29 protein-coding genes are annotated in these 22,871 nt (G+C 60.9%); 20 read left to right on the plus strand and 9 right to left on the minus strand.

The features are described from left to right. Positions 1–57: 57 nt before the first annotated feature. The 4 genes from ACZ47E_RS15750 to ACZ47E_RS15765 all read right to left on the minus strand — a co-directional run bounded on the left by ACZ47E_RS15750 (position 58) and on the right by ACZ47E_RS15765 (position 2,876). Positions 58–1,404: a nitric-oxide reductase large subunit gene (locus ACZ47E_RS15750; protein ID WP_003585385.1), complete on the minus strand. Its 1,347-nt coding sequence runs from the start codon at positions 1,402–1,404 to the stop codon at positions 58–60. A gap of 24 nt (positions 1,405–1,428) precedes the next feature. Beyond that, a complete protein-coding gene (locus tag ACZ47E_RS15755) occupies positions 1,429–1,881 on the minus strand; it encodes a c-type cytochrome (RefSeq protein WP_003520968.1) in 453 nt (150 codons plus the stop codon). 165 nt (positions 1,882–2,046) lie between these two features. After that, on the minus strand, positions 2,047–2,337 hold the full coding sequence (locus ACZ47E_RS15760) for a hypothetical protein (protein WP_035208380.1): 291 nt from the start codon (positions 2,335–2,337) through the stop codon (positions 2,047–2,049). A gap of 5 nt (positions 2,338–2,342) precedes the next feature. Beyond that, a complete protein-coding gene (locus tag ACZ47E_RS15765; RefSeq protein ID WP_035208381.1) occupies positions 2,343–2,876 on the minus strand; it encodes a cytochrome c oxidase subunit 3 in 534 nt (177 codons plus the stop codon). A 137-nt stretch (positions 2,877–3,013) separates the two neighbouring features. Here ACZ47E_RS15765 and ACZ47E_RS15770 point away from each other — a divergent pair, with 137 nt between their 5' ends. Together ACZ47E_RS15770 and ACZ47E_RS15775 are read left to right on the plus strand one after the other, a co-directional pair. Continuing rightward, positions 3,014–3,169: a hypothetical protein gene (locus tag ACZ47E_RS15770; protein ID WP_022557550.1), complete on the plus strand. Its 156-nt coding sequence runs from the start codon at positions 3,014–3,016 to the stop codon at positions 3,167–3,169. Positions 3,170–3,181: 12 nt separating this feature from the next. Next, positions 3,182–3,859 carry an NnrU family protein gene (locus ACZ47E_RS15775; protein WP_003585390.1) on the plus strand — a complete coding sequence of 226 codons (678 nt, stop codon included), beginning with the start codon at positions 3,182–3,184 and terminating at the stop codon, positions 3,857–3,859. A gap of 4 nt (positions 3,860–3,863) precedes the next feature. Here the strand turns inward: ACZ47E_RS15775 and ACZ47E_RS15780 are convergent, their stop codons facing one another. Genes ACZ47E_RS15780 through ACZ47E_RS15790 form a run of 3 tightly spaced genes read right to left on the minus strand, consistent with a single transcriptional unit; the run spans position 3,864 to position 6,372 of the window. Next, positions 3,864–4,454, minus strand: a complete 591-nt coding sequence (locus ACZ47E_RS15780; RefSeq protein WP_035208383.1) for a UbiX family flavin prenyltransferase — start codon at positions 4,452–4,454, stop codon at positions 3,864–3,866. After that, positions 4,451–5,965 carry a UbiD family decarboxylase gene (locus ACZ47E_RS15785; RefSeq protein WP_060942325.1) on the minus strand — a complete coding sequence of 505 codons (1,515 nt, stop codon included), beginning with the start codon at positions 5,963–5,965 and terminating at the stop codon, positions 4,451–4,453. Before ACZ47E_RS15785 ends, ACZ47E_RS15780 begins: the two co-directional genes overlap by 4 nt. A 56-nt stretch (positions 5,966–6,021) precedes the next feature. Further along, on the minus strand, positions 6,022–6,372 hold the full coding sequence (locus ACZ47E_RS15790; RefSeq protein WP_035208386.1) for a DUF488 domain-containing protein: 351 nt from the start codon (positions 6,370–6,372) through the stop codon (positions 6,022–6,024). 149 nt (positions 6,373–6,521) lie between these two features. On the opposite strand from ACZ47E_RS15790, the gene ubiT reads away from it, so the two are divergent. The 14 genes from ubiT (at position 6,522) to ACZ47E_RS15860 (ending at position 18,023) form a co-directional block, all read left to right on the plus strand. Continuing rightward, a complete protein-coding gene (gene ubiT / locus ACZ47E_RS15795; RefSeq protein ID WP_003585397.1) occupies positions 6,522–7,037 on the plus strand; it encodes a ubiquinone anaerobic biosynthesis accessory factor UbiT in 516 nt (171 codons plus the stop codon). Next, positions 7,028–8,005, plus strand: coding sequence for a ubiquinone anaerobic biosynthesis protein UbiU (ubiU, locus tag ACZ47E_RS15800; RefSeq protein ID WP_003585399.1), 978 nt, complete (start codon positions 7,028–7,030; stop codon positions 8,003–8,005). The genes ubiT and ubiU overlap by 10 nt, the downstream gene beginning before the upstream one ends. Before the next feature lie 5 nt (positions 8,006–8,010). Continuing rightward, the gene (ubiV, locus tag ACZ47E_RS15805) at positions 8,011–8,952 is read left to right on the plus strand and encodes a ubiquinone anaerobic biosynthesis protein UbiV (protein WP_113344348.1); all 942 of its coding nucleotides are present in this window, start codon (positions 8,011–8,013) and stop codon (positions 8,950–8,952) included. After that, positions 8,946–9,329: a hypothetical protein gene (locus tag ACZ47E_RS15810; protein WP_035208393.1), complete on the plus strand. Its 384-nt coding sequence runs from the start codon at positions 8,946–8,948 to the stop codon at positions 9,327–9,329. Before ubiV ends, ACZ47E_RS15810 begins: the two co-directional genes overlap by 7 nt. A 149-nt stretch (positions 9,330–9,478) precedes the next feature. Beyond that, a complete protein-coding gene (locus tag ACZ47E_RS15815; RefSeq protein ID WP_060942184.1) occupies positions 9,479–10,462 on the plus strand; it encodes an ABC transporter substrate-binding protein in 984 nt (327 codons plus the stop codon). 5 nt (positions 10,463–10,467) lie between these two features. Further along, on the plus strand, positions 10,468–11,277 hold the full coding sequence (locus tag ACZ47E_RS15820) for an ABC transporter permease (RefSeq protein WP_035208395.1): 810 nt from the start codon (positions 10,468–10,470) through the stop codon (positions 11,275–11,277). Next, positions 11,274–12,026, plus strand: a complete 753-nt coding sequence (locus tag ACZ47E_RS15825) for an ATP-binding cassette domain-containing protein (RefSeq protein ID WP_113344010.1) — start codon at positions 11,274–11,276, stop codon at positions 12,024–12,026. Before ACZ47E_RS15820 ends, ACZ47E_RS15825 begins: the two co-directional genes overlap by 4 nt. Further along, the gene (locus ACZ47E_RS15830) at positions 12,023–13,210 is read left to right on the plus strand and encodes an NnrS family protein (RefSeq protein WP_035208400.1); all 1,188 of its coding nucleotides are present in this window, start codon (positions 12,023–12,025) and stop codon (positions 13,208–13,210) included. Before ACZ47E_RS15825 ends, ACZ47E_RS15830 begins: the two co-directional genes overlap by 4 nt. Positions 13,211–13,411: 201 nt before the next feature. Next, entirely contained in the window at positions 13,412–13,597 is a 186-nt protein-coding gene (napE, locus tag ACZ47E_RS15835) for a periplasmic nitrate reductase, NapE protein (RefSeq protein WP_035208402.1), read from the plus strand. A gap of 7 nt (positions 13,598–13,604) precedes the next feature. Then, positions 13,605–14,105, plus strand: coding sequence for a ferredoxin-type protein NapF (locus tag ACZ47E_RS15840; protein ID WP_035208404.1), 501 nt, complete (start codon positions 13,605–13,607; stop codon positions 14,103–14,105). Then, positions 14,098–14,385: a chaperone NapD gene (locus ACZ47E_RS15845; RefSeq protein ID WP_003520944.1), complete on the plus strand. Its 288-nt coding sequence runs from the start codon at positions 14,098–14,100 to the stop codon at positions 14,383–14,385. Before ACZ47E_RS15840 ends, ACZ47E_RS15845 begins: the two co-directional genes overlap by 8 nt. Next, on the plus strand, positions 14,360–16,864 hold the full coding sequence (gene napA, locus ACZ47E_RS15850) for a periplasmic nitrate reductase subunit alpha (protein ID WP_035208406.1): 2,505 nt from the start codon (positions 14,360–14,362) through the stop codon (positions 16,862–16,864). Before ACZ47E_RS15845 ends, napA begins: the two co-directional genes overlap by 26 nt. Next, on the plus strand, positions 16,834–17,325 hold the full coding sequence (locus ACZ47E_RS15855; RefSeq protein ID WP_034499927.1) for a nitrate reductase cytochrome c-type subunit: 492 nt from the start codon (positions 16,834–16,836) through the stop codon (positions 17,323–17,325). Before napA ends, ACZ47E_RS15855 begins: the two co-directional genes overlap by 31 nt. Positions 17,326–17,327: 2 nt before the next feature. Continuing rightward, complete coding sequence (locus ACZ47E_RS15860) at positions 17,328–18,023, plus strand: cytochrome c3 family protein (RefSeq protein ID WP_107327949.1); 696 nt, start codon at positions 17,328–17,330, stop codon at positions 18,021–18,023. Between the two features lie 221 nt (positions 18,024–18,244). Here the strand turns inward: ACZ47E_RS15860 and xth are convergent, their stop codons facing one another. Both xth and ACZ47E_RS15870 read right to left on the minus strand, forming a co-directional pair. Then, positions 18,245–19,021 carry an exodeoxyribonuclease III gene (gene xth / locus ACZ47E_RS15865; RefSeq protein ID WP_060942182.1) on the minus strand — a complete coding sequence of 259 codons (777 nt, stop codon included), beginning with the start codon at positions 19,019–19,021 and terminating at the stop codon, positions 18,245–18,247. A gap of 9 nt (positions 19,022–19,030) precedes the next feature. Then, positions 19,031–19,207: a hypothetical protein gene (locus ACZ47E_RS15870; protein ID WP_113344008.1), complete on the minus strand. Its 177-nt coding sequence runs from the start codon at positions 19,205–19,207 to the stop codon at positions 19,031–19,033. A 200-nt stretch (positions 19,208–19,407) separates the two neighbouring features. On the opposite strand from ACZ47E_RS15870, the gene ku (ACZ47E_RS15875) reads away from it, so the two are divergent. The 4 genes from ku (ACZ47E_RS15875) (at position 19,408) to ACZ47E_RS15890 (ending at position 22,806) form a co-directional block, all read left to right on the plus strand. Further along, positions 19,408–20,307: a non-homologous end joining protein Ku gene (ku, locus tag ACZ47E_RS15875; protein ID WP_035208562.1), complete on the plus strand. Its 900-nt coding sequence runs from the start codon at positions 19,408–19,410 to the stop codon at positions 20,305–20,307. An 11-nt stretch (positions 20,308–20,318) separates the two neighbouring features. Next, positions 20,319–21,131 (plus strand): non-homologous end joining protein Ku, encoded by an 813-nt coding sequence (ku, locus tag ACZ47E_RS15880; RefSeq protein WP_035208408.1) that lies wholly within the window; start codon positions 20,319–20,321, stop codon positions 21,129–21,131. After that, complete coding sequence (ligD, locus tag ACZ47E_RS15885; RefSeq protein WP_035208409.1) at positions 21,128–22,159, plus strand: non-homologous end-joining DNA ligase; 1,032 nt, start codon at positions 21,128–21,130, stop codon at positions 22,157–22,159. Before ku (ACZ47E_RS15880) ends, ligD begins: the two co-directional genes overlap by 4 nt. A gap of 170 nt (positions 22,160–22,329) precedes the next feature. Beyond that, on the plus strand, positions 22,330–22,806 hold the full coding sequence (locus ACZ47E_RS15890) for an Hsp20 family protein (protein ID WP_003585428.1): 477 nt from the start codon (positions 22,330–22,332) through the stop codon (positions 22,804–22,806). Positions 22,807–22,871 lie beyond the last annotated feature (65 nt).

Below are 22,871 nucleotides of genomic sequence, written 5' to 3' on the forward strand. Positions count from 1 at the left end.
CTCCATGGTTGGTGGTAAGGACCGGCTCTCGGGGGAAAAGGAGAGCCGGTCCGTTTCTCATTCGGCGGGCTGCACGAGGCGGGCGACGTCGCCCTGTTTCTGCTTGCCCGGCACCAGGACTGCCCAGATGAACATGACCGCCGAAATGAGAACTGCGAAACCGGAGCCGAGACGGATCCAGTAGAAGATCGCCAGCTGGTCCTGCACATCCATGAAGCTTTCGCCCATGACGCGCTGAAGCTGGATCTGCACCACGCCGGCAAAGGTCAGCGCGAAGGTCATGACCGACATGGCCGTGCACATCACCCAGAAGCTCGTCATCGAAAGCCACTGATTGTAGGGCGCGCGTTTCTTCATTTCGGGGATGGCGTAGGCCATCATCGCAAGGTTCAGCATCACATAGGCGCCGAAGAAGGCGAGGTGGCCGTGGGCGGCGGTAAGCTGCGTGCCGTGGCTGTAATAGTTCACCGAAGACAACGTGTGCAGGAAACCCCAGACGCCGGCGCCGAAGAAGGCCATGACCGAGCAGCCGATCGACCACAGAAGCGCTGCGCGGTTCTCATGCTTGCGGCCGGCCTTCCAGGTCATGACGAAGGTGAAGATGACCATGGTGAAGAAGGGGGCCACTTCCAGCGTCGAGAACAGCGAACCGATCCATTGCCAATAACCGGGCGCGCCGATCCAGTAATAATGGTGGCCGGTGCCGAGAATGCCCGAAAAGAGGGCAAGGCCGACGATGACATAGAGCCATTTTTCCACCACTTCGCGGTCGATGCCGTTGAGCTTGATCATAAGGAAGGCGAGGATTGACGCCATGATCAGTTCCCACACGCCTTCCACCCACAGATGGATGACGTACCACCAGTACATCTTGTCGAGCGCCAGGTTCATGGGGTTGTAGAAGGCGAAGAGGAAGAAGATCGCCAGCCCCCAGAGTCCGAAGAGCAGGATGTTGATGACGGTGGTTTTGCGGCCCTTCAGCGCTGTCATGGTGATGTTGAACAGGAACATCAAAACGACAAGCACTATGCCGACCTTGATGGCGAAGGGCTGTTCGAGGAACTCGCGGCCTTCATGGATACGGAACATATATCCGACCACGGCAACGGCTGCGGCCACCAGGAAGATCCAGAACTGCGCGATGGCGAGTTTGGGGCTGTAAAGCTCGGTTTCCGTCTCTTCCGGCAGCAGGTAGAAGGTCGACCCCATGAAGCCCATCAACAGCCACACGACCAGCGCATTGGTGTGGATCATGCGCACGATGTTGAAGGGCAGAAGCTCTGAAAGCGTATTGGGAAGCACGTAGATCGTGGCGGCGACGACGCCGAACAGGATCTGCGCCACGAACAACCCGATTGCGCCGTAAAAATACAGCATGGCGACTTTTTGCGTCTGGTATTTCATCTCGTCATCTCCTTGCCGTCAGCCTCAACCCGCATCGTTCGGCGGCCAGTTCTGCGTCTTGATCCGGCTCGTCCATTCGAGGAAGTCGACGAGATCATCGAGTTCCTGTTCGGTGAGATTGAACTGTGGCATCTGGCGGCGGCCTTCGATGCCGGTGGGCTGGGCGGCCATCCACGCCTTGATGGAATCGCGCGCCGCTTCCTTGTCTTCCACGCCGCCATAGCGCTTCCAGACATTGCCGAGTTCGGGCGCGAAATAGGCGCCTTCGCCGAGCAGCGTGTGACAGTTGATGCAGGAGTTTTTCTCCCACACATGTTTGCCGCGCGCGACGCTTTCGGTCAGCGTGCTTTCATCCGTCGAGGTGGTGCGCATGTAATAATGGCTATGGGCGGTCAGCCCGACGAATATGGCGAAGAAGAAGATGGAGCCGCCGTAAAAGACGTTTCGCGCTCCTGTTTTGGTCAGGCGTTCTGCCATGCCAATGGTCCTTTCCATCCGGAAGACCGCTTATGCGGACTGGCTTGATCGAACCCTCTTGCCGGAATTTGCCGGCAGCTTCGGGTCTCGCCCCTTTCTAGCCGCTGGCCGCCGGCGTTCTTTGCCATTTGGCAAACAAGTGGGGAGGTGGTGTGGTGCGCCTTTTCAGAGCGACAAAATGCCCTGCAGGAGCGCCCGCAGCAGGGCTGCGGCGGCAAAGATGGCCGGCCATGCCAGAAGTGCTGTGCGCAGCAGGCCACGCTCTTCGCGAAAGCCGAGAAAGTCGTCGATGACGCGTCTGGATTTCAGGAGCGCGAAAAGCAGCATCAGGCAGGCGACGGCAACCGGCGGCAGAAGCGCCGCCTTCCACGAGGTGACGGCGGCCGTACCGGCGAGAACGAGAACGGCGAGTGCTGCAAAACTTCTTGCAAGCTGGCGGGAGGTGCGGTGGATCATGACTGTCAAACCAGATAGACGATGGGAAAAATGACGATCCAGACCAGATCGATGACATGCCACAGCGTCGTCACCAGCGTGACGTTCTCGTTTTTCGGGAAGACTGCGACGAGAAACAGCAGCACGGCCACGAAGACGACATGCAGCAGATGGAAGCCGGTGAGCAGGAAATAAAGCTCGAAGAAAGCGCCGTAGGCGGGGTCGGACGCGAAAGCGATTTCGGTGGAATATTCATGGAGCTTCACACCGACGAAAGCGAAACCCAGCAGGCCGGCAAGGACAAGCGCTCGCCTTTTGCCCGGCAGCGCGGTGTGGCGGCTGGCCGCGACGGCCGCCTGCCAGCCGCTTGCCAGCAAAATCAGGGTGTTGAGGCCGGCAAGTTGTGGCTGCAGATGCTGGCGCGCGGCGGCGAAGGCCTCGGGCTTGAGGGCGAAGGCAATGATGAAGGCACCGGTCAGCGCGCCGAAAGCGGCAAGTTCGCTCCAGACCAGAATCCACAAAAGCAGGCTTCCGCTTTCCTCTTCCGTATTGATCGCCATGGTCTTGTCCGTAATTGTAAAACAGCAAGCCACGCTTAGGCGTCCTCAAACCCCGCTTCTTTGCGGTCGGTCAAAGAAGGGAGCGTGCAAAGTCCTATTGTCATGACAAAGCGCAACTCTGGAAAATGGAGCTTCCCATGAACGACGCGCAGGTCGGGCTGATTGTCGCAACCCCTATTATCGTTGGCTTTGCGGTGCTGTTGTACCGTATGGGTGTGTTGCAGCGCATGGGCGCGGTTTCCGCCGTACTTGCCTCCGTGGCCATTGCTTCGGTGCTGTTCCTGAACCAGTGAGAAGGCAGTCGGATGCTTGAACTTGTCGCCGCTCTTTCGCTTTTTGTGGCGCTGCATTCCATTCCCGCCGTGCCCGCCGTGCGTGGCCGGTTGATTGCGGCCATTGGCCGGCCCGCCTATTTCGGGGCTTATTCCGTCGTCTCGCTTCTGGCGCTGGGCTGGGTGTTTTATGCCGCGCTGTCGGTGGATTATATTCCGCTCTGGGATGTCGCGCCCTGGCAGGCGCATGTCACCTTTCTGGCAGCGCCGATTGGCCTGTTTTTCGTGCTGGCCGGCCTTTTCAGCGTCAATCCGCTCTCCATTTCCGTGTGGCAGGGAGATAAACCGGGGGCAATCGTGCGCATCACGCGGCATCCGGTGCTTGTCGGTTTCCTGTTTTGGTCGCTCGGCCATGTCGTGCCGAATGGCGACCTGCGTTCCGTCATCCTGTTCGGCGGTTTTGCGCTGTTTTCGCTTGGCGGAATGGCGATGACTGAAAAACGCGCGCGGAAAAGACTGGGTAATGCGTGGAGCGCGGCGGCTGCTAAAAACGCAACGATCCCTTTCGCAGCAATCCTTTCCGGCAAGACGCGCCTCGCCGTGGACGGGCCGATGCTGCTAGCCGCGGTACTGACAGGGTTGACGGTCTGGTGGCTGCTGGCCGGCGGCCATGCCGCGCTCTTTGGCGCAGACCCCATGGCCTATTTCTGATCGCTCACGATGTCTTCACCACATGCGGCTGCCATATCGGCGCCTGCGGCGCGGGCGCGATACCGAGCTGATCGATAGCGCGGGCGGCGAGCTGATCGACAATATCGAAGACGCTTTGCGGCCTGTTGTAGAAGGCCGGCACCGGCGGCATGACGATCGCACCGGCCTCCGTGACAGTGCACATATTGCGCAGATGGATGAGATGCAGCGGCGTCTCGCGGGTCATCAAAACCAGTTTCCGCCGCTCCTTCAGTTGCACATCGGCGGCGCGGGTGATGAGATTGTCTGAAAGTCCGGTTGCTATGGCGGCAAGTGTACGCATGGAGCACGGTGCGACGATCATGCCGGCCGTTGGGAAGGAGCCGCTGGCAATCGCCGCACCAATATCATCGACGGCATGATTGACGCTGGTGAGCGACAACATCCGCCCCATGGCTTGCGCACCTTCCTCATGTAGCACGGTGCGTCTGGCGGATTGCGACAGGACGAGATGGATTTCGACGCTTTTCATCGCGGCGAGGCGCTCGACGATGCGCAGGGCGATGCCGGCACCCGAGGCGCCGGTGACGCCGACCACGACGCGGCACGGGATCATGGCCGTTCTCCAAGTCCGAGATCACGCCACATCAGATCCACCTTTGCGATGACGTCTGGCGTCATGGACAGCACGCGGCCCCATTGGCGCTCCGTCTCCGGCGAAAGCTTGCGGGTGGCGTCCAGCCCCATCTTGCCGCCGAGGCCGGTTTTCGGCGAGGCGAAGTCGAGATAATCGATCGGCGTATCGTCGATGATCGTTGTATCGCGCGAAGCGTCGAAACGGGTGGAAAGCGCCCAGATCACATCCGCCCAGCTGCGCACATTGATGTCGGGATCGACCAGAACGATGAGCTTCACATAGCTGAACTGCGGCAGCATCGACCACAGGCCCATCATCACCCGCTTTGCCTGGCCCGGATAACGCTTGTCGATGGAGGCGACCATGACGCGGTAGGAACAGGCCTCCGGCGGCATCCACAGATCGACGATTTCCGCAAACTGCCTTTTGACGAGCGGCAGGAAAATCTCGATCATGGCTTCGCCGAGAGCCGAGGGTTCATCCGGCGGCCGGCCGGTATAGGTGGAAAGATAGATCGGGTCGCGGCGCATGGTGATGGCCGACAGCGTCATGACCGGAAAGGCTTCGACCGAATTATAATAGCCGGTGTGGTCGCCATAGGGGCCTTCGAGTGCCGTTTCTGTAGCTGAGACGGTGCCTTCCAGCACGATCTCGGCATTGGCGGGCACCGGCATCGGCACCGTCAATGCCTTTGCGATGCGGCTTTTCGAGCCGCGCAGCAGGCCGGAAAAACCAAGCTCGCTGATATGTTCGGGAAGCGGCATGACGGCGGAAAGAATGGTGGGGGGATCAGTGCCTATAGCGACGGTTACGGGCATATCCAGCCCGCGTGCCTGCCACAGCCGGTGGTGCTGCGCGCCGCCGCGATGCGCCAGCCAGCGCATGATCACCCTGTCCGGCCCCAGCACCTGCATGCGATAGATGCCAACATTGATATCGTCGGGATCATCAGGCGAACGGGTGATGACCAGCGGCCAGGTGATGAGCGGGGCCGGCTCGCCCGGCCAGCACCACTGCACCGGCAGGCGGGCAAGATCAACTGCATCACCCGTCAGTACCTTTTCCTGTACCGGCGCGCGCGCGACGTTGCGTGGCCGCATGGACAGTGCGGCCTTCAGCAAAGGCAGCTTACCCCATGCCTCGGCCATGGATTTCGGCGGCCGTGGTTCGCGCAATTCGGCAAGCTTTTGTCCAAGCGCCGGCAGGCCGCCCGTTTCCAGCCCCAGACCCCATTCGATGCGTTGCCGCGTGCCGAAGAGATTGGCAAGCAGCGGCATGTCCCGCACCTTGCCCTCATGGTCGACGGGTTGCTCGAACAGCAGCGCCGGCCCGCCATCGGCGAGCACGCGGCGGTGGATTTCGGTGATTTCGTGCACCAGCGAGGCCGGCTGGCGGATTCGCCGCAGCTGCCCGCGTTCTTCCAGCAACCGGACGAAACCGTGCAGATCGGCTGCGTGGGCGGGTTTAGTTTCTGTTTTCTCGTCTCTCATGCCGCCTGTTTGCCGGTGGCGGTGCGGCATGTCCTTGCGCTGCCGCAAATGCGGCTTCAGTGCGAACGAAGATAGTCGGCGAGAACGAGGGCGTGGTTGTGTTCGGTATCATGGGCGGCATAAAGCAGCGTGACGCGGCCCTTTGCTATTAGCTCCTTCATGCGCGCCACGGCATCGGGATTGGCGGCCAGCTCCTCGTGATAGTGCCGGGTGAATTCCGCAAAACGCGACGGCATATGCGAGAAATTCTTGCGCAATTCGTTGCTGGGCGCGATTTCCTTCATCCACAGCGAAAGCTGTGCGGTTTCCTTGCGCATGCCGCGCGGCCACAGCCGGTCCACCAGAATGCGCGTGCCGTCATCATCGCTGGCGGCATCGTAAATCCGTTTGATCCTTATATCGGACATGGGCGGCCTCCTTCGCTTCGCAAGTGAATGATTTATAGCGGCTTTTGTGAAGCCGCACCCGAAAATCTCTCTGTCTTTGCGTTCGCTCAAACCGGTGCCGGCGTGCTGCGGTTAGGTTCCTGCCCGCAACTGACCTGACAGGACCATTTATGAGACCGTTTCCCGCCGCCATCGCTACCCCCATGAATTTTCTGCTCCTTGCCGTGGTGCAGCGAGCGACGGCGACGATGCTGGCGCAGATCATGAAACGGCACCCTGATCTGTTCGGCCGGCTCGGTGAGCATAGCGGCAAGCGCTATGCCTTCCTGCCCGTCGATCTACCCTTCGCCTTCATGGTCGAGCCGGCGCGTCCGGCCATCACCGTCAGCCGAAAGGGCCGCTTGCCGAAGGTGGATGCGGCGGTGGAAGGGCCGCTTTTCATGCTGCTGGCGCTGATGGAGGGGCGGCAGGATGCCGATGCGCTGTTCTTTTCGCGTGATCTCAGCGTCACCGGCGACATGGAGGCGATGCTGGCACTGCGCAATGCGCTTGATGACAGCGGCATTGATCTGCCGCGCGATCTCGGTGCCTTTGCCGGGCCTTTCGCGCCGGTGGTAACGGGGCTTGCGAACCGCCTGCGCGGCCATGTTCTATCCGAAACGCGTGGAGGTGCGGCATGGAGCTGATCTGTCCTGCGGGAACACCCGCCGCCTTCCGCGAGGCCGTAGATGCCGGCGCGGATGCCGTCTATTGCGGGTTTCGCGATGAAACCAATGCCCGCAATTTTCCTGGCCTTAATTTTTCCCGCGAGGAACTCGCCGAGGCCATCGTTTACGCGAAAAAGCGCGGTGTCCAGACCTTTGTGGCGCTCAACACCTTCATGCGCGCCGGTAGTGAGGATATCTGGTATCGCGGTGCGGCCGATGCCGTGAAGGCGGGAGCGGACGCGCTTATCCTTGCCGATTTCGGTCTGATGGCGCATGTGGCGGAACATCATCCGCAGCAGCGCATCCACGTTTCCGTGCAGGCCTCCGCCTCCAATGCGGACGCGGTGAATTTCCTCGTCGATGCCTTCGGCGCGAAACGTGTGGTGCTGCCGCGCACCCTGACGATTCCCGACATCGCCCGGCTGGCGCGGCAAATCCGCTGCGAGATCGAAATCTTCGTGTTCGGCGGTCTTTGCGTCATGGCGGAGGGGCGCTGCTCGCTATCCTCCTACGCCACAGGCAAGTCACCCAACATGAACGGCGTCTGCTCACCAGCAAGCCATGTCCGCTACCGGCAGGACGGGCAGGAACTGGTGTCGGAACTCGGCGATTACACCATCAACCGTTTTCCCGCCGGGGAGGCGGCGGGTTACCCGACGCTGTGCAAGGGCCGTTTCGAGATCGCCGATGACAGGTCCTATGCCTTCGAAGATCCGGTGTCGCTTGACGTGATGGACCAGATCGATGCCTTGCGCGAGGCGGGCGTCAGCGCGCTGAAGATCGAAGGCCGCCAGCGCGGCAAGGCCTATGTGGCGGAAGTGGTTTCCACCCTGCACCGGGCGCTGGCCGCCAGTGCCGAAGAACGGGGACGGCTGCTCTCGCGCCTGCGGCTTTTAAGCGAAGGCCAGCGCACCACCGTTGGCGCTTATGAGAAACGCTGGAGATGATGGCGATGGCACATACTGCAAAGGCCACATTGGCGCTTGGCCCGGTCCTCTATCTCTGGCAGGGCGAGAAATGGCGCGATTTTTACTTTCGCATCGCCGATGAAGCGCCCGTCAGCCATGTCTATCTTGGCGAAACCGTCTGTTCCAAACGGTTTCATTTCACCGAGCCGCATCTGGCCGACGTGATCGAGCGGCTGAAGAATGCGAGAAAACAAGTGATCCTCTCGACGCTTTCGCTGGTGACGCTGGAGCGGGAAAGCCGCCATCTGCGCGGCCTGATCGCCGATAGCCCCTATCCGGTCGAGGCGAACGATCTTTCCGCGCTCGGCATGTTGCATGGCACGCCGCATGTCGTTGGGCCGATGGTGAATGTCTATAATGCCGCCACCGCGCGGTTGCTCGCCTCGCGTGGGGCAAGCGCCATCTGCCTGCCGCCGGAACTGCCGACGACTTCGGTGGAGCGCATCGTGGTGGAGACGCCTGATGTGGACTTCGAAATCCTTGCCTTCGGCCGCCTGCCGCTCGCCATTTCGGCGCGCTGCGCCCATGCCCGCGCCAAGGGCAATATCAAGGATAATTGCCAGTTCGTCTGCGGTGACGACCCTGACGGATTGCCGGTGCGCACGCTTGACCGGCAGTCGTTTCTGGCGCTGAACGGCGTGCAGACGGTGTCGCACACCTGCCAGTCGCTGCTTGGCGAATTGCAGGATCTGGCCGCCGCCGGCATTTCCCGCTTCCGGCTGTCGCCGCAGGACTGCGACATGGTTGCGGTGGCGCAAATCCATGACGATGTTCTGGCCGGCAGGCGGGAGGCGGAGGACGGTCTTGCCCATCTCGGGCAAATCTATCCGGACGTGCCCTTTTCCAATGGTTTTCACCACGGGCAGGAAGGGGCGGCCTGGATCGCCCGCGCCCGCAACACGGCGCATGGGGTGAATGCATGGTGACGAACGGGCAAAGTGAGCAAACGCTGTCCGCATCAGCACCGGGCGGAGCGGATATCGCGGCGGCAATCCATCTGGTGCGCGACATTGTCTTGCAGAGCGCGCTTGATTGCGGTTGCCGCGACAGGGTGCACGAGGCGCTGCGCGAACTCGAGGATTTCGAGCGCCAGCGCAATATCGTCAAGCTTCTGGCCGCCGCCCGCGAGGAGCGGCGCAAGATAGCGCTCCTGACCGAGATGCTCTGCGACTTCGCCGAAGACGACACGGTGGATGAAGGTGTGGTCGAAACCGCAAGCCTGATGTTTCTCGATATCGCTGCCGCCGCCCAGGAGGGTTCACGAATCCTGCGGGACGCGCTCTCACTCAAGAAGGGTGAATAAATCCCTGTTTTCGGCCCTGTTTGATCCTGCGCAAAGAGCGGGTGCTTGCAAAATGTCATTTCCGGGTTGGTGACGCGCCGGGACCGGAAGACAGGTCTGAGCGGGCGTCACGCGCATCATGGCGCTTCCGGCGCGAAAGGATCAGGACCATGGCCCATCTCACCCGTCGTCAGGCTCTTTCAGCCTTTTCCGGGCTCGCGGTCGCGACACTTGCCGTACCGCATGTTGCGAAGGCGGAAGCGCCGCTCACCTTTTATGGCCCTCCGGCCGCGCCGTCGGCCGTGCTGGCCCATGCGGTAAAGGGCGGGTTCCTGAAGGATGTCGCCCCCGGAGCGGTCTTCAAAGCCTGGAAAACCCCGGATGAAATGCGTGCCGCCGTCGCCTCCGGTTCCATGGGAGCGGTGGTGATGCCGAGCTACGGCGTCGCCAATCTCCACAATCGCGGTCTCGGCCTCGGGCTGTTGAACGTGCTGACCACGGGCCTGCTCCATATCGTTTCGAAAGAGGGGACGCTGAACTCCCTGCAAAGCCTTTCCGGCAAGACCCTCGCTTTGCCGTTCAAGAACGACATGCCCGATTTCGTGCTGCGCCGCCTTGTTGCTGAAAACGGCCTGAAGCCCGGCTACATCAAGCTGGAATATGCCGCCTCGCCGCCGGAAGCCGTGCAATTGCTGCTGACGGGACGGGTGGATGCCGCCCTGCTGAGCGAGCCGGCCGCGACCGCCGTGCTCATCAAGGCGAAGTCTTTTTTCATGACCGTCCATCGCACCATCGATATTCAGCGGGAATGGGCGAAGGTGGCCGGCAAGGCTGAAATTCCGCAGGCTGGCCTCGCCTTGACATCGCCGGTCCAGCAAAAACTCGGCAGGGCCGGCATCGAGGCTTTGCAGGGCGCCATGGAGACGGCGCTCGCCAGCGCCGCGGCCGATCCGAAGACGGCGGCCGCTGCGGCCGCCGATGCCTTGGGTTTCCCGCCGGAAATCATCGCCGCCTCCTTCCCGACAAGTCATCTGTGCGCCCTGAAGGCAAGCGCTGCGCGCGCCGATCTCGAGGCGTTCTACGATGAGCTTGCCAGGGCCGACCCGGCAATCATCGGCGGCCGGCGGCCGGATGACGGGTTTTATCTGGTGTAGCAGGCATGAACCGCATTCTCGAAAGTCTTGGCTGGATGGGCCGCTATCTCTGGGCGGGCTGGGCCGGGCTTTCAGGTATTTTCTATTTTCTCGCCGCCTGGCAGGCCGGGCATGAGATTTATGGCTCCTTCATCCTGCCTTCGCCGGGGGAGACCTTCGCGGCAATGGGGCTTCTGGCGGCGCGGCCGGATTTCCTCGCCATCCTGTCGCAGAGCGCAGTCAGGGCCCTGACCGGCTTTGCCATCGCCGCCGGCATCGGCACGGTGGCGGGCGTGCTGGCGGGTTATTCCTTCGCGGCCATGCGGCTGATGAAGCCTGTCGTCACCGTTCTGCTCGGCGTGCCGCCCATCGGCTGGATCGTGCTGGCGCTCATCTGGTTCGGCTCGTCGGGGGGCACGGCTGTCATGACCGTCATCATCGCCTCGGCGCCCGTGTCCTTTGCCGGTGCGCTGGAAGGTGTCGCCAAGCGGGACCGTCAGTTGGAGGTGATGGCGCAGGCCTTCGGCGCTCCGTGGTTTTACCGGCTGCGCACCGTCACCATGCCGCATGTGCTCTCCTACCTCTTCCCGGCCTGGACGACGACGGCCGGAAGCGCGTGGAAAGTAACCGTCATGGCCGAGCTCCTTTCGAATTCCGGCGGCATTGGCGGCGAACTGGCCACCGCACGCGCGCTGTTCGACATCGCACAGGTCAGCGCCTGGCTCGCCATCACCGTCGCGCTGGCGCTGCTGACCGATTACGGCCTGCTGCATCTGCTGCGCGAGGCGCTGGAACGCTGGCGCGCCGCCGGGCTGCCATGGGGTGTCAAACGATGAGCGACCGTTCCATCCTGCATTTCGAACATGTCGGCCACGCCTTTCTCGGCCGCAGCCTGTTCGAGAATTTCAATCTCGGCATAGCGCCCGGGGAAACCGTGGCGCTGCTTGGCCCCTCCGGCAGCGGCAAGACGACGATTTTGCAGATCGCGGCTGGTATCATCGATCCCGTTCGTGGCCGCGTGTACCGCCATTATCGCCGGCAGGGGCTGGTGTTTCAGGAGCCAAGGCTTTTGCCGTGGATGACGCTTATCGACAATATCGCCTACGGCCTTGCGGCGGCCGGCATGCCGAAACGGGAGCGGCGCGAAAGGGCGGGCCTTTTCGCGCTGGAAGTCGGTTTGGAGGCGGCGGATTTCGGCAAATATCCGGTGGAACTCTCCGGCGGCATGCGCCAGCGCGCCGGCGTTGCGCGGGCGCTCGCCGTGGAGCCGGACATGCTGTTTCTGGACGAGCCCTTCAGCGCCGTCGATGTCGGCCTGCGCCGTCATTTGCAGGAGCTTCTGGTGGGCGCCGCCTCCCGGCGCGGTTTTTCCACCCTTCTCGTCACCCATGATCTTCATGAGGCGTTGCTGGTTGCCGACCGGCTGATCGTGCTCTCCGGCGTCGATGGCCGCGTCATTGCCGCGCATAAGCCCGCGGGTTCGCCGGGCCGGCGCATGGCGCGGGCGGTTTTCGACGAAGCGGAACGCCTGTCCGAGAGCCCGGCCTTCGCCGAACTGTTTTCAGCAAAGGAGCGGGTGCGATGAGGCAGCCCCCCATCCTTTCGGAAGCCCTGCGGCTGTTTTTCCCTCTGGCCGCCCTGCATGGCGCGGGCTGGCCCTTCCTGTGGGTCGTCATCGGTGGTTATGCCCTGCCTTTTGCCGATGCGGTGCCTGCATCGCAATGGCACGCCCATGAAATGATCTTCGGCACCTATGGCATGGCGCTTGCCGGTTTCCTCGGCTCGGCGGTGCCGGAATGGACGGATACGAAACCGGCGCAGGGACGAACGCTGCTTCATCTCGCCGGTCTCTGGCTGCCGGGCCGCCTTATCGGCTTTCTCGGGATGGAGGCATGGAGCCTGTTTGCGGGTTTTTTCGATCTCGCCTTTCTGCTCGCGCTCTCTGTTCTCATCGGCAGGGCGATGCTGGCGCGGCGCACGATGAAACACCTGGCATTCCTCGTCTGGCTTCTTCTGTTTGCGGTGGCTGAAGCGGGTGTGCGTTATGCCTGGTGGAGCGGCGATCCCGAACTTGCATCCCGCTTTGTGGAAGCGGCGCTGTGCATCTTCACCGTGCTGTTTTCACTCTCCGCCGCGCGTATTAATGTGGTCGTCATCAATCTGGCGCTCGATCCGGGCGGCGAGACCACGCCTTACCGGCCGCATCCCGGCCGCCAGCATATGGCGGGCGCCATGGTGACGCTTTACATGGCGGCGAAGCTTTTCTTTCCGCAAAGCGATGTCTGCGCCTGGCTTTCGCTTGCGGCCGGGGCCGCCTTTTTCGACCGGCTGGCCGAATGGTTCATCGGGCGTGCCGTCTTCAAGACCGAGGTGCTGTTGCTCGGTCTTGGCAACGCCTTTGCGGGCTCGGGTTTTCTGGCGCTCGGCGCAACAAGGCTCGGTTTTTCCGTCACGCCCGCCGCAGGGCTGCATCTGCTGTCGATCGGGGCGCTGGGATGCGCCATAATGGCCGTCTTCATCATTGCCGGGCTGCGGCATACGGGCCGCAACCTGACGCATCTGCCGTGGCAGGCGCATGTGGCCGCCCTTCTGATGGTGATGGCCGGGCTGGTCCGCCTCCTGCCGGAATTCGATTTTGCCGCAACATTGTCACCCTATCACCATGGCCTCAGCGCCGTTTTGTGGGCGGCGAGCTTCGGGGTCTGGTTGCAGGGCTTTCTGCCTTTCATGCGCGCGCCTGGCATCGATGAGGCGGGGGCATGCGGATGAGAGACACCTTGCCCCGCGGCGGCGACATCACTGTCCCGACCGGTTTGTTTATTTTTTTGGCAAAAGCACAAAGTGAAATCAGTGACTTAGGGGAGGGATATTGATGAATGTTAGTTTTGATAAATAATCAATAAAATCAAGTAGTTGAACATATCTTCTTTTTGGTCGATTATAACTCCAACCGAATAGGGAAACGCGAATATGCCTAAAATAGTCGCGCCTCAACACGCAGATGAAAAGCCAGGTCGGACGAGGGAACTTGTCACCTTCGCCGTTCTGGCATTCGGAATCTGGCCCATTCTGGCGGTCGGATTTGTCGGAGCCTATGGCTTTATCGTCTGGATGTTCCAGATCATTTACGGCCCGCCGGGGCCGGCCGGCCATTGAGGGCGAGATGATGATGGAAGTCTCTCTCAGCCGGCGCGATTTCCTGCGCGGCGGGCAAAAAAATAGACCACGCATCTGTCCCCCCGGGGTCGCGTTGAGCGACCTCGCCGCGTGCAGCGGTTGCGCAAAATGCGTCGAGGCCTGTCCTACCGGCATCATCGCCATGGCGGACGGTTTGCCTTGCGTGGATTTCTCCGCCGGGGAATGCACCTTTTGCGGCAAATGTGCTGAGGCCTGTCCCGAGCCGGTCTTTGCTGCCCCCACGGCACAGCGCTTCGGTCACGTCATGGCGATCGGTGAGGGGTGTCTCGCCTTCGGCAATATCGATTGCCAGGCCTGCCGCGATGCCTGCCCGACCGAGGCCATCCGGTTTCGGCCACGCCGTGGCGGCCCCTTCGTTCCGGAACTGCTGGAAGATGCCTGCACCGGTTGCGGGGCCTGCGTGTCCGTCTGTCCCGCCAGTGTGATCGAGATCAAAGATAGAGCCACGGAGATGCAATATGCCTGAAAATACAGGCCGGTATCATGTTTCAAGCGCCGTGGTGGCGGTGATGCCGCAGATGCGGGACGCCGTGCTGGCAACGCTTTCGACGCTCGACAATGTCGAGGTTCATGGCGAGGGCAACGGCAAGATCGTCATCGTCATCGATGGCACGAGCACAGGCATGCTGGGCGATACGCTCACTTACATTTCGACACTCGACGGTGTGATTGCCGCCAACATGGTTTTCGAACACGTCGATACAGAGGAGACAAGCGGCGATGAGCAGCGAACTGACGCGGCGTGATCTATTGAAGGCGCATGCCGCCGGTATTGCGGCGGCAACGGCGGGCATTGCGCTGCCGGCCGCGGCCCAGCCGGTGCCGGGCGGTGTTTCCGCATTGCAGATCAAGTGGTCCAAGGCGCCCTGTCGTTTCTGCGGCACGGGCTGCGGCGTCATGGTCGGCGTCAAGGAAGGCAAGGTCGTCGCCACCCATGGCGACATGCAGGCGGAGGTCAATCGCGGTCTCAACTGCATCAAGGGCTATTTCCTGTCCAAGATCATGTATGGCAAGGACCGCCTGCAGACCCCGCTTCTGCGCAAGAGAAACGGCGTCTACGCCAAGGATGGCGAGTTCGAGCCTGTGAGCTGGGACGAGGCCTTCGACGTCATGGCCACGCAGTGCAAGCGGGTGTTGAAGGAGAAGGGACCGACGGCCGTCGGCATGTTCGGCTCCGGCCAATGGACGATCTTCGAAGGTTACGCCGCAACCAAGCTGATGCGTGCCGGCTTCCGCTCCAACAATCTCGATCCTAATGCCCGTCACTGCATGGCGTCTGCTGCCTATGCCTTCATGCGCACCTTCGGCATGGACGAGCCGATGGGCTGTTACGATGATTTCGAACATGCCGATGCCTTCGTGCTCTGGGGCTCGAACATGGCGGAGATGCATCCCATTCTGTGGACCCGCATTGCCGACCGGCGTCTGGGATTTGACCACGTGAAGGTGGCGGTGCTTTCGACCTTCACCCATCGCAGCATGGACCTTGCCGATATCCCAATGGTCTTCAAGCCGGGCACGGATCTCGTCATCCTCAATTACATCGCCAACCACATCATCAAGACCGGGCGCGTCGACGAAGACTTCGTGAGGAACCACACGAAATTCGTACGCGGTGTCACCGATATCGGTTATGGCCTCCGGCCCGACAATCCGGTTGAGGTGAATGCCGCCAATTCCGCCGATCCGACCAAGACCGAAGCGATCGATTTCGAGACCTTCAAGGAATTCGTCTCCGAATACACGCTGGAAAAGACCGCAGCCATGACGGGGGTGGAAGCCGGTTTCCTGGAGGAGTTGGCCGAGCTTTATGCGGACCCGAACCGCAAGGTCATGTCGCTGTGGACCATGGGTTTCAACCAGCATGTGCGCGGCGTCTGGGCCAACCAGATGATCTACAACATCCATCTTTTGACCGGCAAGATTTCGGAGCCGGGCAACAGCCCGTTCTCGCTCACCGGCCAGCCCTCGGCCTGCGGTACGGCGCGCGAGGTGGGCACCTTCGCCCATCGCCTGCCGGCCGACATGACGGTGACCAACCCGGAACACCGCAAACATGCTGAGGAAATCTGGCGCATCCCGCACGGCATCATCCCGGAAAAGCCGGGTTACCACGCCGTGCAGCAGGACCGCATGCTGCATGACGGCAAGCTGAATTTCTACTGGGTGCAGGTCAACAACAACGTCCAAGCCGGACCCAACACCAAGAACGAGACCTATAAGGGATATCGCAACCCGGAAAACTTCATCGTTGTTTCCGATGCCTATCCGACCATCACGGCCATGAGCGCCGACCTCATCCTGCCCGCCGCCATGTGGGTGGAAAAGGAGGGGGCCTATGGCAATGCCGAGCGGCGCACCCATGTCTGGCACCAGCTTGTCGAGGCCTCGGGCGAGGCACGTTCCGATCTCTGGCAGCTGGTGGAATTCTCCAAGCGCTTCACCACGGATGAGGTGTGGCCGGCGGAGATACTGGACGCCAATCCCGCCTATCGCGGCAAGACGCTGTACGAGGTGCTCTTCAAGGACAGTGATGTCGGCAAGTTCCCGCTGAGCGAGATCAACGCTGAATACGAAAACCAGGAAGCAAAACACTTCGGCTTCTATCTGCAAAAGGGTCTCTTCGAGGAATATGCCGCCTTCGGGCGCGGCCACGGCCACGATCTGGCGCCTTACGATGCCTATCACGAGGTGCGCGGCATGCGCTGGCCGGTGGTGGATGGCAAGGAAACGTTGTGGCGTTACCGCGAAGGTTACGACCCCTATGTCAAACCGGGCGAGGGCGTGAAGTTCTACGGCAACAAGGACGGCAAGGCGGTCATCATCGCCGTGCCCTACGAACCGCCGGCGGAATCCCCGGATGCGGAATTCGATACCTGGCTGGTGACGGGCCGCGTGCTGGAGCACTGGCATTCCGGCTCCATGACCATGCGCGTGCCGGAACTCTACAAGGCTTTCCCGGGCGCCCGCTGTTTCATGAATGCCGACGATGCGCGCAAGCGCGGGCTCAATCAGGGCGCGGAAATCCGCATCGTTTCGCGCCGTGGCGAAATACGTTCCCGGGTGGAAACGCGCGGCCGTAACCGCATGCCGCCAGGCGTCATCTTCGTTCCGTGGTTCGATGCTAGCCAGCTCATCAACAAGGTCACGCTCGACGCAACCGATCCCATCTCCAAGCAGACGGATTTCAAGAAATGCGCAGTCAAGATAGAGCCAGTCGCATGATCAGGAAACATGGATGGATCGCCGCCACGCTTCTGGTCGTGGCGTTGGCGACGGGGGCCGTTGCGCAGATGGTGCCGGAATTGTCCGGCCCACGCGGTGATGCCATGCAGACCGAACCCGCCAAACCCCTGCCGAAATGGGTGGTCGACGATTTTAGACGCATGCGCGCTTACCCGGAGCAGCCGCCGGTCATCCCGCATTCGATCGACGGTTACCAGCTTTCGGTCAATGCCAACCGCTGTCTTTCCTGTCACAAACGCGAGTTCACGCAGGATTCCGGCGCGCCGATGATCAGCGTAACCCACTATATGACGCGCGAAGGCCAGATGCTGGCGGACGTTTCGCCGCGCCGTTATTTCTGCACCGCCTGCCATGTCCCGCAGGCTGATACCCGACCGCTTGTGCCCAGCACGTTTGAGGACATGAGCACGATGGGCGTCAAACCGGCGGGTAGTGAATGATGATCGCCCGTGTGAAAAAACTTCTGACCTGGTTATGGGCGGTTCTGACGACGCCGGCCGGCACGCTCAGCCTCGCCTTCCTGACGCTAGGCGGCTTCGTCGGTGGCGTGATGTTCTGGGGCGCCTTTAACACCGCGCTCGAGATGACCAACAAGGAAGCCTTCTGCATTTCCTGCCACGAGATGCGTGCCAATGTTTATGAGGAACTGACTCGAACGGTGCATTTCTCCAACCGTTCCGGCGTGCGCGCCTCCTGTCCCGATTGCCATGTGCCGCATGAATGGACCGACAAGATCGCCCGCAAAATGCAGGCCTCCAAGGAAGTCTGGGGCAAGATTTTTGGTACAATCGACACCCGCAAGAAGTTTCTAGACAAGCGGCTGGAACTTGCCCAGCACGAATGGTCGCGCCTCAAGGCCAATGACAGTCTGGAATGCCGCAACTGCCACTCCTCCGTCGCCATGGACTTTACCAAACAGACACAGCGCGCCGCCGATATCCATTCCAAATATCTGCTGACGGGCAAGGCCACCTGCATCGATTGCCATAAAGGCATTGCTCATGAACTGCCGAACATGGAAGGCATCGATCCAGGTTGGAAAATGCCGCCGGCCCTCGACGGTCACCCAGGACAGACGGCATCTGCGATCGATGATTTGCGACGGGCGATGAGTGATGTGCACCGGAACGTTTTCTAGGAACCCCCCTAGTTCCAAAGACGAGCCTTCGATCGCCGCGGCGTCTGTGCGGGCGTCGAAGCCTATGGGTCCGTTCGGTCCAAAGGCGTCGACATATGCTCGATCATGGACAAAGACCTTTCCAGCCCGTCCGCCATAACAGCGCTCATGCGAAAGCCTCGGTCCGCCCTTCGCCGCCAGCAGGGAGGCGCGCGAAGCATCCTTATCCGCTCTATGGGTCTCTATCGGTCGTCCAGTACAATCCAGGCGGGGGCGTGATCACTGGTGTGCTCCCACGCACGCGCAAACTTGTCGACCCCGCACGCCTGCAATCGTTCCTGCATGGATGGGGTCAGCAGGAAATGATCAATGCGCAGACCCGCATCCCGCGCAAACGCGTTCCGAAAATACTTCCAGAACGTATAGATCCGCTCATCCGGATGCAGCAGTCTAATGGCATCCGTCCAGCCCATTGAAATTAGGTCGGCATAGGCTGCGCGAACCTCCGGGCGAAACAGGGCGTCGTCTCGCCAGCGCTCAGGCTTATAGACATCAAGGTCGGTCGGCATGACGTTGAAGTCTCCAACAAGGGCGCATGGCACGTCCAGCTCAAGCAGTTGACCTGCGTAGGAACGCAGCCGCTCAAACCAGCGCAGCTTGTAGTCAAATTTCGGGCCGGGTGCCGGGTTGCCGTTCGGCAGGTAAAGGCAGCCGATGATCATGCCATCGATGGCAGCCTCGATATACCGGCTGTGGCTGTCGTCAGGGTCTCCGGGAAGCCCCCGGCGCGTCTCGAGAGGTTGGTCACCCCGGGCAAGGATTGCAACGCCATTCCATGATTTCTGCCCATGCCAGATGGCGCCGTAGCCTGCGCGCTCGATTTGGCGGCGCGGAAACTTCTCGTCCGGCGCCTTCAACTCCTGCAGGCAGACGACATCGGGTTTTGCCTGATCGAGCCAGCGGATCAGTACTTCGAGCCGGCCGTTGATACCGTTGACGTTATACGTGGCGAGCTTCACCGGGGTTCGTCAGGGTTTGCGATCACCCCGGTCACCCTGGCCCGGTTGCGCGTCATGCTTCGCATCGTGGCGCGCGTCGGCAGAGAGCGATCGCGAGACGTCGACACTTTCCTTGAACTTGCCGTCCTTGTCGCGGCGCACATAACGCTTGTCGGTTCCGGTATCGATCAGTTCACGCTTGGTCATGATAGGCCTCCTCTTAGCGTTTCGTGAGGAGGAAACGTTCGTCGCCGCAAAAAGATGCGCCGGAATCAAGCGTCTAGCGCAAACTCGCAACGCCAGTTGTTATCGAGGTCCTAAGCCCTTGAAAAATGATTCGTTTTGACTCGGAACAAATGCATGCTGATTCGCTTGAATCGCATTGGTTGTGGCAGGAGTTTTGCGTCATGGTTGCCCCGCGAGCGAACTGGAAGGGCTTTATCAAATTCGGAGAGGTCGCGTGTCCTGTGGCTCTCTACACTGCGGCATCATCATCGGAGCGGATCGCTTTCAACACCCTCAATCGCCGAACCGGCAACCGGGTGAAACGCGAATTCATCGACAGCGCGACCGGCGATCGGGTGGAACGGGACGCCCAGGTCAAGGGCTATGAGATCGAGAACGGCCAGTATATCGTTCTCGAGCCGGATGAGGTGGCTGCCGCCGTGCCCCACAGCGACAAGACGCTGAAGATCGACGCCTTCATCCCCTGCAGCGAGATCGACAGCGTCTATTTCGACAAGCCGTATTATCTGGCGCCCGACAGGATGGGGACGGACGCTTTCGTTCTTTTGCGCGATGGCATGAAAAGAGCCAAAGTTGCTGCGATCGCCCGCACCGTGCTCTTCCGACGCCTGCGTACGGTGCTGATCAGGCCACACGGGAAGGGCCTGATCGCCACGACGCTCAACTTTGACTATGAAGTCCGCTCGTCGGCGGAGGCCTTCGAGGAGTTGCCGGACCTTAAGATCGAAGGCGAGATGCTTGAGCTTGCCGAGCACATTATCGGCACAAAGAAGGGGACCTTCGATGCCAGCACGTTCGATGACCGTTATGAAGCCGCCGTTGCCGAGCTGGTGAAGGCCAAGATCGAGGGCAGGGCCCTGCCGAAGAAGAAGGCCGCAGCGGTCCCCAGGCAAAACGACCTTTTGCAGGCGCTGCGTGAGAGTGCTGGCATGGGCACCAAATCCAGGCAGAAACGCGCCGCTTCTAACGCCAACAAGAGTGCTGGCCGTCAAAAGGCTTCAAAACCGGGTGCTGCTGCCAAATCAAATGCGGTCTCGTCACAGACCCGCCGCGCTGGCTGACGGAGGAAATCATGGCTGTCCGTCCCTATTGGAAAGGTTATCTGAAACTTTCGCTCGTCACCTGTCCCGTGCAGATGATGCCGGCAACGTCCGAAAGTGAGAAGGTCCGCTTCCACACCCTCAACCGCGATACCGAAAACCGGGTCGTCAGTCACTACGTCGATAGTGTTACCGGAAAAGAGGTGAGGGAGGAGGATGAGGTCAAGGGCTATGAGCGTGGCGAGAATGAATACATCATCCTCGAAGACGAAGAACTGGAAAACGTTGCGCTCGACAGCACGAAGACCATCGACATCTCGACGTTTACGCCCCGTGACAGCATCGAGTGGATATGGCTCGACACGCCCTATTATCTTTCACCCAACGATGCCGTCGGCCAGGAAGCATTCTCGGTCATCAGGGATGCGATGGAAGCGCAGAACATGGTGGGGATTTCACGTCTGGTGATTACCCGCCGCGAGCGCGCCGTCATGCTTGAGCCACGCGGCAAAGGTATCGTTCTTTGGACGCTACGCTATGGGGATGAAGTCCGTGACGAGGATACTTACTTTGGCGGGATCAAAGAAGATGAAACGGCCGATAGCGAGATGATGCGTCTCGTGCAGCAACTGATCAAAAAGCAAACGCAGCACTGGGACCCCAAGATGGTCATCGATCCGGTTCAGGATCGGTTACTTGACATCATTGCCGCCAAGAAGAAAGCGTTGAAGAAGTCTGCAAAACCCAGGACATCCACACCGGCGAAGTCGGCACCCAGCAATGTCATCAATATCATGGACGCGCTGAAGAAGTCGGTTGCGGCCGAGAACCGGGCGGGCAAATGAAACGTCCCGCCAAGCCGCTCCTGCAGAACGACAGCTTGACGGCAAAATCGCAGCCGCGCCGCAGGCGCGATCCGGCTCAGCCCAATCTGCCGTTCGACCCGATGCCAGATCGCGTCGAGCCATGTCTGGCGCTCCTGAAGACGGCCCCGCCGCCCGGCCCCGAGTGGGTCTATGAAATGAAGTGGGACGGCTATCGGCTCGCGGTCCATATCGAGCCGAAGGGTGTGCGGATCATTACCCGGGGCGGCCACGACTGGACGCACCGGTTTCCCGCTATCGCCGCAGCGGCCAGGGACCTTGGAGTTGCAACAGCCATCCTTGATGGCGAAGCGGTGGTGCTGAACGGCGAGGGTCGCTCCGATTTCGGCGCTTTGCAACGCTCGCTCGGTGGGCGAGGCGGCAAACGGGCGTCGACAGAAGCCGTGCTCTTCGCCTTCGACCTTATGTATTTCGATGGTCACGATCTCACGCGTACCGAGCTGTCGGTCCGCCGGCACTTGCTGGGGGACCTGCTGGACGACGCGACCGGCGCAATCCAGCTGTCCGAAGAAATGGAAGCGGACGGCGCTGAATTATTGGCGAGCGCGTGCTCCCTCGGCATGGAAGGCATCATCGCAAAACATCGTGACAGCACTTATCGCTCGGGCCGGACCGGAGACTGGCTGAAGATCAAGTGTGTTCAAAGCGAGAGCTTCATGATTGTCGGCTACGAGCAGTCGGCGGTGGCGCGCGGCGGGATTGGCAGTTTGCTGCTGGCGGCGAGACGTGGACATGACTGGGTCTATGTTGGCGCCGTTGGAACCGGGTTCAAGGAGAAAGATGCGGCGTATCTGAAGAAGACCCTGGATAGGCTGAAGACGAAGACACCGGTCGTTCCGCTCAAGGGCAGGAATTACGTCTTCGCGCAGCCGACGCTCATCGCCGAAATCGAGTTCCGTGGCTGGACCGACGATGGCAACCTGCGTCATGCGTCCTATAAAGGACTGCGCGAGGTACAGGACAATGCCGCGGTCCATGAACTCGACTGAGTTGGTCCTGGCGGGCGCCTAGACGTCAATTTTTTTCTGACGGCGCCCTTGAATCGTAAATTCCCGAAAACCAAATCGATTGCCGCCAGCTGCTGAGACAGGGCTGGACTTGCTGGAAGCGCCGCGTTTCGGCGCTTCTGTACCCATGTTGCTTCAAGGAGGATATGGCTATGGCAACATCTTATGACTACGCACCCCTTTTCCGCTCGACCGTCGGCTTCGACCGGATCTTCAATCTTCTTGAAAATGCCCAGCGCGCCCGCTCGATCAGCGACTGGCCGCCCTATGACATCGTCAAGACCGGCGATGACAGCTACCGGATTTCGGTCGCGGTCGCAGGGTTTGCCGAGGACGAGCTCGACATCACCTTTCAGTCCAACCTTCTCACCGTTACCGGCAAGAAGCAGGACGCTTCCGCCGATGAATACCTTCATCGCGGTATAGCCGGCCGGCCCTTCGAACACCGTTTCGAACTTGCCGACCATGTCAGGGTGAATGGCGCCGATCTCCGCAACGGTCTTCTGTCGATCAATCTCGTTCGTGAGATTCCTGAGGCCTTGAAACCGCGCAAGATCGATATCCAGACCAGCCCGGCCCTTCAGCATAAGGTTGCCCCGGCGCAGATCGAAGCGCAAAAGGCGGCCTGATCGATTTTTAAAAAACGGGCGCCGTTGCAGCGGCGCCCGTTAACATCGGGGGTAGGAAGGAGAGC

Source organism: Agrobacterium sp. 5Ca39 (assembly GCF_055382365.1).

Bases quoted from the DNA above. Each gene is read 5' to 3' on its own strand.
- napA (WP_035208406.1), top strand. From the start codon at position 14,360: ATGAGCAGCGAACTGACGCGGCGTGATCTATTGAAGGCGCATGCCGCC.
- napE (WP_035208402.1), top strand. From the start codon at position 13,412: ATGCCTAAAATAGTCGCGCCTCAACACGCAGATGAAAAGCCAGGTCGG.
- ACZ47E_RS15755 (WP_003520968.1), bottom strand. From the start codon at position 1,881: ATGGCAGAACGCCTGACCAAAACAGGAGCGCGAAACGTCTTTTACGGC.
- ACZ47E_RS15775 (WP_003585390.1), top strand. From the start codon at position 3,182: ATGCTTGAACTTGTCGCCGCTCTTTCGCTTTTTGTGGCGCTGCATTCC.
- ACZ47E_RS15810 (WP_035208393.1), top strand. From the start codon at position 8,946: ATGGTGACGAACGGGCAAAGTGAGCAAACGCTGTCCGCATCAGCACCG.
- ACZ47E_RS15765 (WP_035208381.1), bottom strand. From the start codon at position 2,876: ATGGCGATCAATACGGAAGAGGAAAGCGGAAGCCTGCTTTTGTGGATT.
- ACZ47E_RS15785 (WP_060942325.1), bottom strand. From the start codon at position 5,965: ATGAGAGACGAGAAAACAGAAACTAAACCCGCCCACGCAGCCGATCTG.
- ACZ47E_RS15770 (WP_022557550.1), top strand. From the start codon at position 3,014: ATGAACGACGCGCAGGTCGGGCTGATTGTCGCAACCCCTATTATCGTT.
- ACZ47E_RS15820 (WP_035208395.1), top strand. From the start codon at position 10,468: ATGAACCGCATTCTCGAAAGTCTTGGCTGGATGGGCCGCTATCTCTGG.
- ACZ47E_RS15830 (WP_035208400.1), top strand. From the start codon at position 12,023: ATGAGGCAGCCCCCCATCCTTTCGGAAGCCCTGCGGCTGTTTTTCCCT.
- ubiU (WP_003585399.1), top strand. From the start codon at position 7,028: ATGGAGCTGATCTGTCCTGCGGGAACACCCGCCGCCTTCCGCGAGGCC.
- ACZ47E_RS15855 (WP_034499927.1), top strand. From the start codon at position 16,834: ATGCGCAGTCAAGATAGAGCCAGTCGCATGATCAGGAAACATGGATGG.
- ubiV (WP_113344348.1), top strand. From the start codon at position 8,011: ATGGCACATACTGCAAAGGCCACATTGGCGCTTGGCCCGGTCCTCTAT.
- ubiT (WP_003585397.1), top strand. From the start codon at position 6,522: ATGAGACCGTTTCCCGCCGCCATCGCTACCCCCATGAATTTTCTGCTC.
- ACZ47E_RS15845 (WP_003520944.1), top strand. From the start codon at position 14,098: ATGCCTGAAAATACAGGCCGGTATCATGTTTCAAGCGCCGTGGTGGCG.
- ACZ47E_RS15870 (WP_113344008.1), bottom strand. From the start codon at position 19,207: ATGACCAAGCGTGAACTGATCGATACCGGAACCGACAAGCGTTATGTG.
- ACZ47E_RS15780 (WP_035208383.1), bottom strand. From the start codon at position 4,454: ATGATCCCGTGCCGCGTCGTGGTCGGCGTCACCGGCGCCTCGGGTGCC.
- ACZ47E_RS15790 (WP_035208386.1), bottom strand. From the start codon at position 6,372: ATGTCCGATATAAGGATCAAACGGATTTACGATGCCGCCAGCGATGAT.
- ACZ47E_RS15890 (WP_003585428.1), top strand. From the start codon at position 22,330: ATGGCAACATCTTATGACTACGCACCCCTTTTCCGCTCGACCGTCGGC.
- ku (WP_035208562.1), top strand. From the start codon at position 19,408: ATGGTTGCCCCGCGAGCGAACTGGAAGGGCTTTATCAAATTCGGAGAG.
- ku (WP_035208408.1), top strand. From the start codon at position 20,319: ATGGCTGTCCGTCCCTATTGGAAAGGTTATCTGAAACTTTCGCTCGTC.
- ligD (WP_035208409.1), top strand. From the start codon at position 21,128: ATGAAACGTCCCGCCAAGCCGCTCCTGCAGAACGACAGCTTGACGGCA.
- ACZ47E_RS15760 (WP_035208380.1), bottom strand. From the start codon at position 2,337: ATGATCCACCGCACCTCCCGCCAGCTTGCAAGAAGTTTTGCAGCACTC.
- ACZ47E_RS15840 (WP_035208404.1), top strand. From the start codon at position 13,605: ATGATGATGGAAGTCTCTCTCAGCCGGCGCGATTTCCTGCGCGGCGGG.
- ACZ47E_RS15750 (WP_003585385.1), bottom strand. From the start codon at position 1,404: ATGAAATACCAGACGCAAAAAGTCGCCATGCTGTATTTTTACGGCGCA.
- ACZ47E_RS15825 (WP_113344010.1), top strand. From the start codon at position 11,274: ATGAGCGACCGTTCCATCCTGCATTTCGAACATGTCGGCCACGCCTTT.
- ACZ47E_RS15815 (WP_060942184.1), top strand. From the start codon at position 9,479: ATGGCCCATCTCACCCGTCGTCAGGCTCTTTCAGCCTTTTCCGGGCTC.